At 73.0% G+C, this 14,307-nt stretch carries 16 protein-coding genes; 10 read left to right on the top strand and 6 right to left on the bottom strand.

Translation table 11 applies throughout. The features are described from left to right. Positions 1–190 precede the first annotated feature (190 nt). The 3 genes from KV205_RS32300 (at position 191) to KV205_RS32290 (ending at position 4,555) form a co-directional block, all read left to right on the top strand. Complete coding sequence (locus KV205_RS32300; protein WP_265868391.1) at positions 191–2,269, top strand: N-6 DNA methylase; 2,079 nt, start codon at positions 191–193, stop codon at positions 2,267–2,269. A 115-nt stretch (positions 2,270–2,384) separates the two neighbouring features. Next, entirely contained in the window at positions 2,385–2,996 is a 612-nt protein-coding gene (locus tag KV205_RS32295) for a hypothetical protein (protein WP_265868390.1), read from the top strand. Next, positions 2,993–4,555, top strand: coding sequence for a serine/threonine-protein kinase (locus KV205_RS32290; protein WP_265868389.1), 1,563 nt, complete (start codon positions 2,993–2,995; stop codon positions 4,553–4,555). The genes KV205_RS32295 and KV205_RS32290 overlap by 4 nt, the downstream gene beginning before the upstream one ends. A 25-nt stretch (positions 4,556–4,580) precedes the next feature. Here KV205_RS32290 and KV205_RS32285 read toward each other — a convergent pair whose 3' ends face one another. Then, positions 4,581–5,897, bottom strand: coding sequence for a globin domain-containing protein (locus KV205_RS32285; RefSeq protein ID WP_265868388.1), 1,317 nt, complete (start codon positions 5,895–5,897; stop codon positions 4,581–4,583). Between the two features lie 248 nt (positions 5,898–6,145). On the opposite strand from KV205_RS32285, the gene KV205_RS32280 reads away from it, so the two are divergent. Both KV205_RS32280 and KV205_RS32275 read left to right on the top strand, forming a co-directional pair. Then, positions 6,146–6,541 (top strand): hypothetical protein, encoded by a 396-nt coding sequence (locus KV205_RS32280; protein ID WP_265868387.1) that lies wholly within the window; start codon positions 6,146–6,148, stop codon positions 6,539–6,541. 296 nt (positions 6,542–6,837) lie between these two features. Then, positions 6,838–7,440 (top strand): rRNA adenine N-6-methyltransferase family protein, encoded by a 603-nt coding sequence (locus tag KV205_RS32275; protein WP_265868386.1) that lies wholly within the window; start codon positions 6,838–6,840, stop codon positions 7,438–7,440. 85 nt (positions 7,441–7,525) lie between these two features. Here the strand turns inward: KV205_RS32275 and KV205_RS32270 are convergent, their stop codons facing one another. Continuing rightward, on the bottom strand, positions 7,526–8,290 hold the full coding sequence (locus tag KV205_RS32270) for a maleylpyruvate isomerase family mycothiol-dependent enzyme (RefSeq protein ID WP_265868385.1): 765 nt from the start codon (positions 8,288–8,290) through the stop codon (positions 7,526–7,528). Between the two features lie 240 nt (positions 8,291–8,530). Between KV205_RS32270 and KV205_RS32265 the strand changes: the two genes are divergently transcribed. The 3 genes from KV205_RS32265 (at position 8,531) to KV205_RS32255 (ending at position 10,298) form a co-directional block, all read left to right on the top strand. Beyond that, positions 8,531–9,148 (top strand): hypothetical protein, encoded by a 618-nt coding sequence (locus KV205_RS32265; protein ID WP_265868384.1) that lies wholly within the window; start codon positions 8,531–8,533, stop codon positions 9,146–9,148. A 119-nt stretch (positions 9,149–9,267) separates the two neighbouring features. Beyond that, complete coding sequence (locus KV205_RS32260) at positions 9,268–9,732, top strand: hypothetical protein (protein WP_265868383.1); 465 nt, start codon at positions 9,268–9,270, stop codon at positions 9,730–9,732. Between the two features lie 29 nt (positions 9,733–9,761). Continuing rightward, positions 9,762–10,298 carry a GNAT family N-acetyltransferase gene (locus tag KV205_RS32255; protein WP_265868382.1) on the top strand — a complete coding sequence of 179 codons (537 nt, stop codon included), beginning with the start codon at positions 9,762–9,764 and terminating at the stop codon, positions 10,296–10,298. 12 nt (positions 10,299–10,310) lie between these two features. On the opposite strand, the gene KV205_RS32250 is transcribed toward KV205_RS32255, so the two are convergent. From KV205_RS32250 to KV205_RS32240, 3 genes are read right to left on the bottom strand one after another with little or no spacing between them, the layout of a single operon-like run. Next, positions 10,311–10,958 (bottom strand): hypothetical protein, encoded by a 648-nt coding sequence (locus tag KV205_RS32250; protein ID WP_265868381.1) that lies wholly within the window; start codon positions 10,956–10,958, stop codon positions 10,311–10,313. 16 nt (positions 10,959–10,974) lie between these two features. Continuing rightward, complete coding sequence (locus tag KV205_RS32245) at positions 10,975–11,172, bottom strand: DUF397 domain-containing protein (protein ID WP_265868380.1); 198 nt, start codon at positions 11,170–11,172, stop codon at positions 10,975–10,977. Continuing rightward, the gene (locus tag KV205_RS32240; RefSeq protein WP_265868379.1) at positions 11,154–11,996 is read right to left on the bottom strand and encodes a helix-turn-helix transcriptional regulator; all 843 of its coding nucleotides are present in this window, start codon (positions 11,994–11,996) and stop codon (positions 11,154–11,156) included. The genes KV205_RS32245 and KV205_RS32240 overlap by 19 nt, the downstream gene beginning before the upstream one ends. A gap of 220 nt (positions 11,997–12,216) precedes the next feature. Here KV205_RS32240 and KV205_RS32235 point away from each other — a divergent pair, with 220 nt between their 5' ends. Further along, a complete protein-coding gene (locus tag KV205_RS32235) occupies positions 12,217–12,558 on the top strand; it encodes a hypothetical protein (RefSeq protein WP_306806364.1) in 342 nt (113 codons plus the stop codon). On the opposite strand, the gene KV205_RS32230 is transcribed toward KV205_RS32235, so the two are convergent. Further along, entirely contained in the window at positions 12,534–13,004 is a 471-nt protein-coding gene (locus KV205_RS32230) for a carboxymuconolactone decarboxylase family protein (RefSeq protein ID WP_265868377.1), read from the bottom strand. The genes KV205_RS32235 and KV205_RS32230 overlap by 25 nt on opposite strands. 263 nt (positions 13,005–13,267) lie before the next feature. Here KV205_RS32230 and KV205_RS32225 point away from each other — a divergent pair, with 263 nt between their 5' ends. Continuing rightward, positions 13,268–14,296, top strand: coding sequence for a hypothetical protein (locus KV205_RS32225; RefSeq protein WP_265868376.1), 1,029 nt, complete (start codon positions 13,268–13,270; stop codon positions 14,294–14,296). Positions 14,297–14,307 lie beyond the last annotated feature (11 nt).

Raw genomic sequence — 14,307 nt, 5'->3', positions numbered from 1 at the left:
CCGGACAGTGAGTTTGTCTGGCGCGATGGATCAATGACAGCAGAGCCTGTGAACCGAGTCAACACGGTTCACGAAAAACAGATCCGCTCACGCTGTGAAGGGACGCCTCTTGCGTTCGTCGGTAGGATCGGCGTCACACGCCAGGCGGGACTGAAGCGGGCTGACGAAGCGGACTGAAGAGGAGCGGCCGGTGCCGGACAACGCAGCAGAGGTGACCGCCGCGGGGATCGCCCGCCTCGCGGGCGTCGGCCGGGCGGCCGTGAGCAACTGGCGCCGCCGCCACGCCGACTTCCCCCGGCCGGTCGGCGGCACGGAGACCAGCCCGTCCTTCGCCCTCGCCGACGTCGAGGACTGGCTGCGCGCCCAGGGCAAACTCGCCGAGGTCCCGCTCGGTGAGCGGGTCTGGCAGCAGATCGCCGCCCACCCCGCCGGCGCCGTCACCGCGCTCGTGCACGCGGGCTGCGCCCTGCTCCTGGTCCGCGACCGGGCCGCCGCCTGGCCCACCCTCGCCGCGGCGCCCGACACCCGCCTCGCCGAACTCCTCCCCGTACCCCTGGAGGAGACGCTGACCGAGCGGTTCGGCGTCGAGCGGGCCGTCCGCACCCCCACGGCGCGGGCCCTCGCCCCCTCCGTCCCGCTCGTGCGCGGCGCGGCCGAACTGGCCGCCGAGAGCAGCCCCGGCGAGGCCTTCGAGTTCCTGCTCGGCCGCCACCTGGACGCCAACCCCCGGCAGTACACGCTCACCCCGCCCGGCCCGGCCGCCCTCATGGCCGCGCTCGCCGGACCCGCGGCCACCGTCCTCGACCCCGCCTGCGGCACCGGCGCCCTCCTCCGCGCCGCCACCACGGCCACGGTCGTCCACGGCCAGGACGCCGACGGCGACCTCGCCGCGCTCACCGCGCTGCGCCTCGCGCTCACCACCGACCGGACCACCGACGTCCGCGTGCTCCCCGGCGACACCCTGCGCGCCGACGCCTTCCCCGCGCTCACCGCCGACGCCGTGCTGTGCCACCCGCCGTTCAACGAGCGCAACTGGGGCCACGACGAACTCGCCTACGACCCGCGCTGGGAGTACGGCTTCCCGGCCCGCACCGAGTCCGAACTGGCCTGGGTCCAGCACGCCCTGGCCCGGCTGCGCCCCGGCGGCACCGCCGTCCTGCTCATGCCGCCCGCCGCCGCGTCCCGCCGCTCCGGCCGCCGCATCCGCGCCGACCTGCTGCGCCGCGGCGCGCTGCGGGCCGTCGTCGCCCTGCCGGCCGGCGCGGCACCCCCGTACGGCATCCCGCTGCACCTCTGGGTGCTGCGCAGGCCCGTCCCCGGTGAACGTCCGCCCGCCGAACTGCTCCTCGTCGACACGGCGACCGAGACCAGCGCCGCCGGCCGCGACCGGCTCGACTGGCCCGCCGTCGAGACCGCCGTCCTCGACGCCTGGCGCCCCTTCCTCCAGGACGGCACGCTCGCCGAGACCCCCGGCGAGAGCCGCTCGGTCCCCGTCATCGAACTCCTCGACGACGACGTCGACCTGGCGCCCGCCCGCCATCTGCCGCCGCCCGCCGCCGCCGAGGGCGCGGCGCAGCTGGCCGGCGTGCGCGAGCGGCTGACCGAGACCCTGCGCCGCACCCGCGAGCTGACCCCGCCGCCCGCCACCGACTCGGCTGCCGGCTCCGGAGCCCCTGGTCTCCCCGGCGTGCACCGGACCGCGACGACCGTCGGCGAACTCGCCCGCGCGGGCGCCCTCACGCTGCACGCCGGGGGCGCCGGTTCGGCCGCCGCCGGCGCCCCCGTACGGGTCCTCACCGACACCGACGTCCTCGCCGCCCAGGCCCCCTCCGGCAGCCTCCCCGAGGCCCCGCCCGGCGGGCCCGCCGAGGAGCCGGTGCTGCTCGCCGCCGGGGACGTCGTCGTCCCGGTGCTCGGCGGCGGCGCGGTCGCCCGCGTCGTCGACCCGGCCACCGCCGGCGCCGCCCTCGGCCGCAACGTGCACCTGCTGCGCCCCGACCCGGCCGCCGTCGACCCCTGGTTCCTGGCCGGCTTCCTGCGCGCCACCGCCAACAACCGGCAGGCCAGCTCCTACGCCTCGACCGCCACCCGGCTCGACGTACGGCGCCTCCAGCTGCCCCGGCTCCCGCTCGCCGAACAGCGGCGCTACGGCGCCCGTTTCCAGGCGCTCGCCGAGTTCGAGGAGGCGCTGAGGCTCGCCGGACGGCTCGGCGAACAGCTGGTGCAGGGCATGTACGACGGGCTCGCGGACGGCACGGTGACGCCCTGACCGACGGGCCGCGCAACGGCCCGAACACGGTTATGCACAACCCCTGGGTGGCTGTCGGAGTCGGTGTATACGCTCATCTCCGACAGTCGGGCTTTTCAGGTCACCAGGAGCAGGAATGTACGGCCAGGGCTATCCGCCGCCCGCCACACCGCCGCAGCGGCAGGGTGTGCCGGCGTCGGTCATTGTGCTGCGGGTGCTGTTCGCCATGCTGCCGCTGCTCAGCATCGGGTTTCTGACGTGGGCGACGGCGCTGCGCATCGCCCTGCTGACCCGCCGGGTGGTCGACTGGATCCTGTTCGTCGCCTCGATCGTGCTGATCATCGTCTGCATGGTGCTGATGCCGGACGACGTCGAGACGACCCGGGCCGACGTCGTCATGGCGACGATCCTGCTCAGCGCGGCCGCCTTCACCGGGTACTACCTGGCGGTGGACATCCGCCACGACCGGATACGCCTGCACGGCCCGGTCCCGCCGCCCGCGCCGTACAACCCGTACGCTGCCACCGTGCCGCCGCACCGGCACCAGGTCCCGCAGCAGCCCCAGCAGGGTTATGGCTTCCCGCCCGTCCAGCCGCAACCGCAGCCCCAGCCCCGCCCCCAGCCCCAGCCCCAGCCCCAGCCCCAGATCACCCCGCCCAGCCCCCGCATCGACCAGGTCCGCGCCGAGCTCGACGAGCTCAGCGACCTGCTCCGCAAGGACAAGGACCCCCGGGACGGCGGTAGGTGAACGGCCGGGTCGTCGGCGGGCGTTACGAGCTGGCCACCCTGATCGGCCAGGGCGGCATGGGCCAGGTGTGGACGGCGTACGACGGCCGGCTCGACCGCCGGGTGGCCGTGAAGCTGCTCAACCCGGCTGCCATCAGCGGCCCGGCGACCGCCGCCGACGAGCTGCGCCGCCGCTTCGTGCGCGAGTGCCGGGTGACCGCGCAGGTCGACCACCCGGGCCTGGTGACCGTCCACGACGCCGGCAGCGACGGCGACGAGCTGTATCTCGTCATGCAGTACGTGGAGGGCGCCGACCTCGCCGACCACCTCGCCGAGCACGACCCGTACCCCTGGCCGTGGGCGGTGTCCGTCGCCGCCCAGCTGTGCGCGGTGCTCGCCGCCGTGCACGCCGTGCCGATCGTGCACCGCGACCTCAAGCCGCGGAACGTGATGGTCCGCCCCGACGGCACGGTCACCGTGCTCGACCTGGGCGTCGCGTCCGTCCTCGACAGCGACACCACCCGCCTCACCCACACCGGCTCGCCCATCGGCACCCCCGCCTACATGGCGCCCGAGCAGGCGATGGGCGGCGCCGTCGGCCCGTACACCGATCTGTACGCGCTCGGCGTGCTGCTCCACGAACTCCTCAGCGGAAACGTGCCGTTCGCCGGCTCCACCGCGCTCGGCGTGCTGCACCGCCACCTCCACGAGTCGCCGCTGCCGGTCCGCCGGCTGCGGCCCGAGGTGCCGGACGCCCTGGAGGCGCTGGTGCTGCGGCTGCTCGCCAAGGACCCGCAGGACCGCCCCTCCGACGCGCAGGAGGTCTACGAGCGGCTGCTGCCGCTGCTGCCCGCGCCCGGTGTGGCCGCCGCCGGGCCGGGCGCCGGGCCGCTGGACCCGACCCGCCCGTTCCGCCGCCCGCACGCCCCCTGGCCCGACCGGGCGGCCGCCCAGGCCGCCGTGCCCGCCCCGCCGCCGGTGCCCCCGGCGCCCGGCAAGCCCGATGTGGCCGCCGCCGTCGACGAGGTGAAGCGGCTCCTCGGCGAGGGTTCCATCACCCAGGCCGTGGACGTCCTCGGCGGCATCCTCCCGGCCGCCGCCGCCGAGCACGGCGAGCGCTCGCCGGTCGTCCGCATCCTGCGCAAGCAGTACGCGACGACGCTGATGGACGACGGCCAGTACCGCCGCGCCCTGCCCGAGCTGCGCCGCCTCGCCGAGGACCGGTCCGCCGAGGCCGGCCCGTACGACCCGCAGACCCTGCGCTTCCGCTACGACGCGGCGCTGTGCCTGGAGCAGCTGGGCGACCCGGCCGCCGCGCTCGCCGAGTTCCGTGCCCTCCTGCCGTACCACGACCAGGGCGGCGCCGCGGACCCCGAACTGCGGCAGCGCGCCTTCGACATCCGCCACCGCATCGGCCTGCTGATGCTCGCCACCGGCGAGCAGGCGGGCGCCGTCTCCCACCTGGCGACCCTGCTCTACGACGTGGAGCGCGACCAGGGCCCGTACCACCCGCTCGCCGCGGACCTGCGCCGAGTGCTCGACCGCCAGCGGCAGATGGACCCGCGGCTTCCCCGGGCCTGACCTCGGGCTGCCCCTAGGGCTGCCCCTAGGACTGGAGCGCGGGTACGGCGGGGGAGGACACCGGCATCGGGTCGTGGCGCAGGCGCTCCGGCGGCAGGCCCGCCTCGGTGAGGTGCCAGGCCGTGGCGGCGACGAGGCCGGTGGGCCCGCTGACGTAGACGAGCTGCCGGGACCGGGACCAGTCCGTGGGGGACGTACGGGAGCCGAGAACGGCGTCCAGGAGGGCGCCACGGCCGTCGGGGCCGCTCGGACCGCCGTCGACCACACGGGTGACGCCGAGCCACGGGCAGCGGGCCTCCAGGCGCTCCAGGGCGGCCTCGTCGTAGAACGCGCCGGCGTTCCGGGCACCGAGGAAGAGACGGGCCGTCAGACCGGCCGGGCGGCGCCGGGACAGCTCGTCGAGGAGCGCCTTGGCGTGCGCCCAGCCGGTGCCGCCCGCGACGATCAGGACGTCGTCGGTCAGCTCCTCGTCGAGCGTGGCGGTGCCCTGCGGCGGGCCGAGCCGCAGCACGTCCCCGACCCCGGTGTGCTCGACGAGCGCGTCGCTGACCCCGCCGGGCGCCGTGCGCCGTACATGGAACTCCAGCTCGTCGCCGGGCACACCGGCCGGGGTGTACGGCCGCCAGGTGTGCGGCAGCAGTGGCGTCTCCACGCGCGCGTGCTGCCCGGCGCGGTACGGATACGGCTCGGCCGGCCGTACCCGCAGCAGCGCCAGGTCGGGGTCGACGCGCTCGTGCGCGGTGACGGTGGCGTTCCAGGCCACGGGCTCGCCCAGGGCCTCGTTCGCGCCCGCCACCATGGCGGCGGAGACATGCCGGTGCATCCGCACCCACGCCGCCTCGGCCGCCCCGCTCCACGCGCCGCCCGCGCACAGCCGCAGCCCCTCGACGAGGGACGACTCGAACACCTCGTAGTGCACCGGCAGCACGCCGAGCCGGCGGTGCTCGCGCCCCAGGCGGGCGAAGTCGGCGGCCAGTTCGGCGGGCCGGTCGAGGTGGTCGATCATGTGCCAGAAGGCCCGCTCCAGGTGCGAGCGCTGGAACTCCATGGAGTCGGGGAAGAGGCGCCTCAGATACGGGTGGCGGCCGAACATCGACTCGTAGAGCCGGTCGATCAGCTCCCCGAAGGGGGTGACGGCCGCCAGGTGCCGCAGGATGAGCGCCTGGTCGGCGGCGCCGGCGTCGTCGTCGTACGCCCCCGGGACCGCCCCCGGCCCCGGCGCCGACCCCGGCGTCGTCGCTCTCGTGCCGCCCGCGGGCGAGAGCAGCCGGTTGCGCAGCCGCATCGCCTCGTGCCGTGCGACCAGGGCGTGGTAGTCGTCCTGATGCCCGCTCGTCCCCACGGTCAGAGCCTCCTGAATGCGTTCCGGTGGACAGTTCTCCGTCGTGATCCGATCACGGGGGAGGGGGTCGGCGGGGAGGGCCGTTCGGCCCTGGCCGGGGGCTTTTCGGCGGTTTCCTGACGGGTCGGCAGAGTCACGAGTCCGTACCGGATTGGGAAACGAGGCAGAACCGTCCGATTTACCTATTTTGCACTGTGTAACGTGCCCGTTCGATCATGTCCACGCCGTTCCCCCGTCAAGGATCCGAGATGACCACGCCTCAGCCGTCCGACCCGTTCGCCGCTGCCCAGGGTGCCCCGGTGCCCCAGCCCGAGCAGAAGAAGGGCGGCCTGCTGAAGAAGATCGGTGGCTTCGTCGTCCTCGTGATCGTCGCCGTCGCCGTCAAGGTCGGCCTCCCGCACCTGACCGGTGACGCCCCGGTCCACGCCGAGGTCAACGACTGCGTGACCGTGACCGGCCCGGAGAACGACCCGAAGGTCGACACCCAGGACTGCGCCTCGGGCAAGGCCGACCTCTACAAGGTCCTCCAGGTGGTGGACAACACCTTCGACGTGAACAAGTGCGAGGTCGGCGAGGTCGCGCTCGCGCAGCAGCTGAACTCGGACAAGTTCGTGCTCTGCCTCGACCCGGTCAAGAAGGCCTGACGCCCGTCCGTCACGCCACTCACGTAAGGGGCCGTCCCCAGGGGACCGGCCCCTTACGCATGCGCCGGGTAAAGGGGTTGCGGGGGGCGGTGGCCCCTTCTTAGGTTGGGCTACATGTCAGCCTTCAGCACCGCCGCCATCGGCGGCTTCGGCGCCGTCTTCATCCGCCTGCGCAGCGACCGGCCCCAGGCCCGCTAGCGGACGGACGCACACCCTTCACACGTCCGCGGGCGTGCCCAGGGCCCTTCGAGATTGCGATCCTCATTCCTCTCGAAGACCCCGAAAGGGCAGCCGCAATGGCGAACAACTTCAACTCCCGCAAGCACGGTTACGGGAACTTCTCGCACAACACCCGGGGCAGGGCCGTCCCGGGCGCCCAGCGCAGCCCGCGCGACCGCGCCCACCAGGCCGTGTCCCCGTACGTGCTCGTCGACCCGGCCACGATCGGCCGGCTCGTGGCGACCGCCGCACCGGCGGCCCACGGCCACGTCCTCGTGCCCGCCGCCGGCGACGCCGCGCTCCTCCGAGCCCTGGCCGCCCACGGCGCCCGGGTCACCGCCTACGAGCCCGACCCGGCCGCCGCCGGAAGGCTTTCGGCGCGCACCCGCGACGAGCCCGGCATCCGCGTGCTCCGCGCCGACTTCACGAAGGCGAGGACCCCGCGCGAGCCCTTCGCCGTGGTCGCCGTGGCCCCCACCACGGCCCCCGCGATCCTCGACTGGTGCCTGCGCGCCCCGGCCCTGACCTCGGCGACCCTCCTCGTCACCCAGGAGTACGCCGACGCCGCAGCCGACCAGGCATCAGGCTTCACCGGAACCCTCACGCCCCCCGTCCCCGCCGACGCCTTCCGCCCCGCCACCCCGACGTCCTGCACGATCCTCCACCTCACCCGCCCCTGACACCCCACGACCGGGCGCCCCACTCCCGGGGCGCCCGGCCCCTATTCGTGCTCACCCTCGCTGCCCTGCTGCTTGCCCCGTTCTCTCAGCCCCAGTCCTGCAGCTGCTGGAGCAGGTCGACGTCGCCCTCCATCCGCAGCGAGCCGGCCGGGATGCGCATGTACATGAGCAGGGCCATCTCGCTCGCCGTGCCGTAGAGGGCGGCGGTGGGTTTGCTCTCGGCGGCCTCCGCCGCAGTGAGGCGGGTGAAGCGGGAACCGGCGGCGTCCACCGTCTGGCGCCAGGAGCCGGCCTCCGCTGCGTGGTAGTCCATGGTGGCGGGCTCGCCCGGCCACGGGACGGTGACGGTGCAGACGGTGGCGAGGAACTCCTCGATGGCGTCGACCGCCTCGGTCGTCGGCAGCTCCTGCGGGGCACCGGAGGCCAGCTGGGCGTCGTAGGTGTGGATCAGCGACTCCGGGACGCGGCGGCGGGCCACGGCGGCCACCGTGTGCGGCGAGGCCAGCGGCTCCCACCAGGCCCAGCAGCCCCGGTCCGGGCCGGCCTCGCGCAGAGCGGTGAGCAGCTGCTCCGTCGAGTCGGCCAGCCAGGTGATGAGGGCCTCGCGCTCCCTGGGCGCCGCCAGCCCGTCCTTGCTCGGCCGCTCGTCGCCCGGCGCGGTGTTCAGCACGATGTGGGCCCAGAAGCGGTCCCCCTCGCTGAGGTGGTTCGCCAGGTCGTACAGCGTCCAGCCCGGGCAGGACGGGACGTCGGCGTCGAGGCTGGGGGCCGCGGCGACGGCGGCGCGGAACGCGGCGGACCGCTCGTCGATCATCCGCAGCAGGGTGGGGAAGGAGGGATGCTCAGTCACGCGGACCTTGTATCACCCGGACCGGGAGTCTCACACTCGATTAAGACCGCCCAGCACGCCTACTGCCAGGCGCTCTAGGCGAGTTCGGCTTCGGCAGGGTAGAAAATTTTGGCTGACAGTGCGTGCGCTGCGCGCCGTGCTCGTGGCGGTGCTCACCGGCACGGCTTAGGTCTTCACCCTCATCCGCCTGAAGGAGGCGCCCTGACAGAGCTCTGGGATCCGCACGGCAGCCTGCGCCGGATGCTGTGGATCGGCGGTGCGCAGTGGGCCGGCAAGACGACCGTGTCCGAACTGCTGGCGCGGGACTTCGGCGTGACGGTGTATCACTACGACTACCACGATGCCCGGGGCCATCAGGACCGCCGGATCGCGCGGCGGGTGGCGCTGGGGGAGCCGGTGGCGGACCCGGAGCCCGAGCAGGTCTGGACGGGGCGGAGTCCGGAGGAGATGGCGGCCGAGACGCTGGCCGGTTTTCCGGTGCGGTTCGAGTGGGCCCTGGACGACCTGCGTGCCCTGTCGACCGGCCGTTCGGCGATCGCCGAGGGGTGGGGCCTGCGGCCCGAGCTGGTCGCGCCGTTGATCGACTCGGTCCGGCGGATGGTCGTCCTCGTACCCACCGAGGACTTCCGGCAGCACCAGATCCGTACCCTCCGCCGCGCGGGCGCCCTGGGCGTGCCGGTCGGTGACCCGGCGCGCGCCCAGGCCAACCGGATCGCCCGCGACCGCCTCGTCGCCGAGGACGTGGTGCGCGGCGCCCGGCGCCTGGGCATCCGCGTGATCGAGGTCGACGGGACGCGGGACGCGGCGGGTGTGGCGACGCTGGTCGCCGAGCAGTTCGGCCCCTGGCTGCGGGCCTGATCCGCGGGGCGGGCGGCCCGGGGCGGCCAGGCCGGCCAAGGGCGGCCAAGATGAGGACTTGAACGTGTTCAAGTTTCGTGTCAGGGTACGGCATGCGTTCTTGAGCCCAGAGGTGAAGCGTGTCGCGCTACCGTCGAACAACAGCCCTGATCCTGCCCGCCGTGGCCCTCGCCCTGACGGCCTGCGGCAGGCTCTACGAGCTTCCGCCGCCCGAGGGCGACCCCATCATCCTGAAGCCCGCCGAACTCGCCACCACGTGGACCGACGCCGACGACGGCACCCTCACGCTGAAGCCGGACGGCACGTTCGTCGCCGACAAGATCTGCGTCGCCGTCAGCTGGGAGGAGGGCTTGACCTGGTCCGGAACAGGCACCTGGAAGCAGGGTTCCAACACGAAACAGAGCATCCTCGCTCTGTCCTTCGACGCCGATCACCCCGTCAACGCCTATCACCCCGAAGAGGTCGAGCGGGAGCCCGACCCCTACGCCGCCTTGAAGTACGGCAAGGTCCTGAAGCTCTGGACCCGCGTCGGCGATCCGGACCACGACCTCCCGCACTGCACCCTGACCAGGCCGGCGGGCTGACCCGAGGCGGGGTGTGCGAGCATCCGCGCGTGAACGATCTTCGTATCCGCCTCGCCGCCGAGTCCGACCTCCCCACCCTCGTACGCCTCCGCGACGCCGCCGCCCGCTGGATGCTCGCGCGCGGCGTGACCCGCCAGTGGCAGCCCGGAGAGCTCGACGAGGACCACTTCCGCCGTGTCATCGCCGGGGACGGCGAGGTCTGGCTCGCGGAGTCGGAGTCGGAGTCGGCGGACGGGGGCGCGGTCGTCGGGGCCTGGGAGCTGTGGTGGGACGACGAGGCCGCATGGGGCGCCCAGCCGCCCATGGCCGGCTACATCCACCGCCTCATGATCGACCGCACCACCGCCGCTCCCGGCACCGGCCGCCGCCTCCTGACCGCCGCCGAAGCCCGCGTCGCGGCGACCGGCCGCACCCACGCCCGCCTGGACTGCCTCGCCGACAACGCGCCCCTGAACGCCTACTACCGGGACGCCGGTTACCGCCCCGTCGGCCTCGTGGAGGGCAAGCCGCAACCGGGCGGCCCGCCCAAGTCCTTCACCCTGATGGAGAAGGCCCTCACGTCGTAAGGGGGGGCACATTCAGGCGGACAGTGCGCTTCCCACGAGCCAGTCGAGCAACCTGATCAGCACCAGAACGTTGAACACCACCGCGCAGATGAGCGCGCCGCTGCGTACGCGCCGCAGGAACAGCCGGACGCCCAGCCACACCCCGTATCCCGTCAGGCCGGTCGACACCAGCAGGATGAGGATCTCAACGGCTGCCCCCGCACCGTTCTCCTTCGCGATGTACGCGACGGTGTAGGCCAGCATCGCCTGCGGAAACCCGAGCAGCAGAATGTTCCGCACGTCCGCCGCACGCGGCACCTGGACGGGAGCGGCGGCGGGCCGGGGAGGGTACGACGGCGGCGCGGGAGCCGAAGCGGCGCGCCGACGGGCGGCCGGCTCAGGCGGCAGCGGGCTGCTGCTCTGCGGCGCCTGAAGGGCCCTGGCCACGCGCTCGGCGAACTCCGGGTCCGCCCGCAATTCGTCGGCGAGTACGGAGGCCACGATGCCCGCCGACCCCTCGCCGGGCTGCTCATGCAGCCGCGCCAACGCCGAGGCGCCCAGAGTGCTTCCCCCGAGGCGGCCCCAGACCAGTTCCTGCACCGCCTTCTTCTGCGCCGCCGCGACCGGAGCCCCTCCGGTCGCCACCCGGACTGCCGCGGTGGCTAACTCCGATGCCTGCATCGCCGATCCCCCCGGACTACGTGGCCGACTTGATCCCGTCCATGAAAGCGGACCAGGCGGCGGCCGGGAAGAGGAGGACGGGGCCGGTGGGGTTCTTGCTGTCCCGGACCGGGACGAGGGGGAGGTCGTCCGCGACCTCCAGGCACTCGCCGCCTTCTGCGTTGCTGTACGAGCTCTTGCGCCAGGTGACCGTGCTCAGATCGACGGCTCGCACTGTGCTTCCTCCAACGTACGCATGATGAACTTCCGTGAATCCGCCGGGGAGAGGGCCAGATCGCGAACCCGATCGTAACGGAGCTGCAGGAGGTCCACGTCGGCTGATTGTTCGACCAGGCTTCCCGAGTAACTGGTCTCGACCCAGGCCACCACGCGGCTGTCCGCGAGCCTCAGGAACGTCGTCTGGGCGCTGTGCAGCGCGTATAGCCCAGCGGAGTGTGGAACTACGTGGATGGTGACGTTTCGGCGATCGTCCATCGCGAGGAGGTGCTCCAACTGCTCCTGCCACTGAGTCCGGTCCGGAAGCGGTGTGCGGAGCACGGTCTCCGACAGGATCGTGCGGAAGTTGAGCGGGTTGGGCCCGGTCAGCAGCTCGTGTCGCCCGACGCGTGCTTCGACCTGGCGGTCCAGTTCTTCGCCCTTGTGGAGGCCCGTCTCCATCAGCGTGCGCGCGTAGGCCTCCGTCTGGAGCAGGCCCGGCAGCACGCAGGTGGCGTGCTGCCAGAGGCTCACCGCCTCCGCCTCCAGAGCCATGTACTGGCGGTACTTCTCGCGGAACTGCGACTGGTCGCCCGCCGCCAGCTCCCACAACACCAGTAACAGGTCCGACGTTCCGTAATACGTGTCCAATGCCTGGGCGACCTCAGGCCCACCGATCGTCTCGCCCTTCTCCATCTTCGAGAACAGCGTCGCGTCCCAGCCCAGCGCCGACCCCAACGCCCGGAAGCTCAGCTTGCGTTCCAGCCGCAGCTTGCGCAGCTCCTCCGTGAAACGCTTGCGCGGCTCCTGGCTGCGGCCGGTGACCACTCGTCTCGGCGGCATCAGCACTCCTTCCCGGAAGGTGTGGAAGTACCGGAACGACGACGGGGAACAACGGCCGCGAAACCGGCCTCCCCAACCTGCCCCGGGTTCATCCTCGACATGCCCCATTACGGAGGGTAGTCCAACACCTGGAGCTGTTGTCATGGAATGCGGCGCTTTTGTGTACGACGAAGTCGCTGGCGTGGTAGGGGAGTTCCGGGGTCACGCCGGGCCTCACGTGATGCTCCGGCCCCTCGGTGGCGGGCGCGAATGGCAGGCCGACCCCGCCCACATCCGGCTCGCGACGCAGGACGAGCGGCTGAGCGCCGGGGTGCGGGCGGTGAACGAGCGGGCGCGGGCGGCGGCGGTGGCGTTCCTGGACGTGGCGTTGCCGCCCGCGCCCGTCCCCGTAGCGGGGTGTGCGGAGTGTGACGGTCTGGCGGGCCGTCGCCGCGCGGCGCGGGTCGCGTACGACGGGAGTGCGGAGGCGGACGCCAACGTGCTCCTCCGCCGGCATCTGGCGAAGGAGCACGAGGGCGTCACGGGTGAGGGGGGCGGTCAGGCGAACTGGCCGACCTGGTAGTCGCCGCCCGGGACCTGGAGCAGGACGTTCATGCGGTTGAAGGCGTTGATCAGGGCGATCAGGCCGACGATGCCGAGGAGCTGCTCCTCGTCGTAGTACTTGGCCGCGTTCTGCCAGACGTCGTCCGGGATGCCCGTGCCGTCGGCGATACGGGTGCCCAGCTCGGCGAGTTCGAGTGCGGCGCGCTCGGCGTCGGTGAAGACCTTCGCCTCGCGCCAGGCGCCGACCATGATCAGCCGCTGTGTGGTCTCGCCGGCCGCCTCGGCCTCCTTGGTGTGCATGTCGAGGCAGAAGGCGCAGCCGTTGATCTGGCTGGCGCGGATCTTCACCAGTTCCTGGGTCAGGACGGGCACTCCGGACGCGGTGACGGCGTTGCCGGCGGCTGCGAGGTGCTTGATGAGCTTGCCGGCGGTCGGGCTGGTGAAGGGGTTGAGGCGGGGTTCCATGATGGGCTCCTTTTGTGCCGTTCTCATCGTCGCTACACCCCTATGACGAGACGGCCGGAGCGTCTGTGACAGGCTCTGGTGTGACCTGAGTCACACTGTCGGGCGATGTGCTCCTCCGACTTGAGGACTATTGGTCGCGGCGATGTATGCGGCGGTGTGTCCGCATGCCTCGTGTCGGCTCGGTGTGGCTTGATCGGCGGAGTTTCCGGTAGGGACCGGAACGTCCCCCCCGTGCGGCACCCCCTTGTCGAGGAGTCCCGAGCGTGAGACTGACCATGCATCATGCGGTATCCCCACGACGTGGCGCCCTGCTGCTCGCCGCGGCGGCGCTGCCGGCCGCGCTGGTGGGGCCCCTGGCGGCACCCGCCCAGGCGGCGCCCGTGAGCGTCACCTTCACCCCCGGCGCGAACCAGCCCTTCACCGTCCCGGCAGGCGTCACCCAACTGACCATCTCCGCCACCGGCGCCGCAGGTGGGAACGGGGCCTTTGGAGGAGTGGGCGGAGACGGCTCAACCGTCACCGGCACCGTCAACGTGCCGTCAGGCACGACCACCCTCTATGTCAACGTCGACACAGGCGGAGGCGCATCGGGTGGCGACGGCAACGGCGGCAGGGGCGGCGGAGCCAGCGACGTGCGCACCTGCGACTCCACCAGCCCCGGCTGCAACCTCACCGGCGTCAGCGCCACCGACCCCCGGCTCATCGTCGCGGGCGGCGGCGGAGGCGGCGGAGCCGGCGGCGACTCCTCCCCCGCTCCCGAGTTGACCGGAGGAGACGCCGGAGTCACCGGTCAGACGGGTGGCAGCAGGCCCAGCAGCGGCGGAGGGGGAGGCGGGGGAACCCAGACGACCCCCGGCGCGGGTGGAGCGGCATGCCCCGAAGACGGCCCCCTGCCCGGCCCCCCTGTGCCCGGCACCCCCGGCGGCGCCGGTACGGGCGGCAACGGCGGCGAGCCCTTCTCCGGCGGAGGCGGCGGAGCCGGCTGGTTCGGTGGCGGCGGAGGCGGCGGCTGCGAGGGGATTACTGACGGGGCCTTTGGGCCCGGCGGCGGCGGTGGCGGATCCAACCGCGTCCCGGCGGGCGGTACGTCCGGACCTGCCACCGGCCCGGCTTCGGTGACCATCACCTACGAACAGACGGGAGGGAACAACGGAGGAGGCAACGGCTCCGGGTCGATCCTGCCCATCAACCTCAGCGGCGTCCTGCCGATGTTCAACAACATCAGCGTCAACAACAACATCAAGAGCCCCGGCGCCAGCAACACCACCACGCAGAACCTGAACACGCCCTGATGCACGCATAG

The sequence above is a fragment of the Streptomyces sp. SKN60 genome (assembly GCF_026236535.1).
In the GTDB taxonomy this organism is placed as follows: Bacteria; Actinomycetota; Actinomycetes; order Streptomycetales; family Streptomycetaceae; genus Streptomyces.
Note: the sequence above shows the minus strand (reverse complement) of the source record. Positions and strands in the feature narration are given on the sequence as shown.

What these genes read in the sequence shown, in the direction of transcription:
- KV205_RS32265 (WP_265868384.1), top strand. Translation starts at nt 8,531, where the DNA reads ATGCTGTGGATCGGCGGTGCGCAGTGGGCCGGCAAGACGACCGTGTCC.
- KV205_RS32240 (WP_265868379.1), bottom strand. Translation starts at nt 11,996, where the DNA reads ATGCCGCCGAGACGAGTGGTCACCGGCCGCAGCCAGGAGCCGCGCAAG.
- KV205_RS32250 (WP_265868381.1), bottom strand. Translation starts at nt 10,958, where the DNA reads ATGCAGGCATCGGAGTTAGCCACCGCGGCAGTCCGGGTGGCGACCGGA.
- KV205_RS32230 (WP_265868377.1), bottom strand. Translation starts at nt 13,004, where the DNA reads ATGGAACCCCGCCTCAACCCCTTCACCAGCCCGACCGCCGGCAAGCTC.
- KV205_RS32235 (WP_306806364.1), top strand. Translation starts at nt 12,217, where the DNA reads ATGCTCCGGCCCCTCGGTGGCGGGCGCGAATGGCAGGCCGACCCCGCC.
- KV205_RS32280 (WP_265868387.1), top strand. Translation starts at nt 6,146, where the DNA reads ATGACCACGCCTCAGCCGTCCGACCCGTTCGCCGCTGCCCAGGGTGCC.
- KV205_RS32275 (WP_265868386.1), top strand. Translation starts at nt 6,838, where the DNA reads ATGGCGAACAACTTCAACTCCCGCAAGCACGGTTACGGGAACTTCTCG.
- KV205_RS32295 (WP_265868390.1), top strand. Translation starts at nt 2,385, where the DNA reads ATGTACGGCCAGGGCTATCCGCCGCCCGCCACACCGCCGCAGCGGCAG.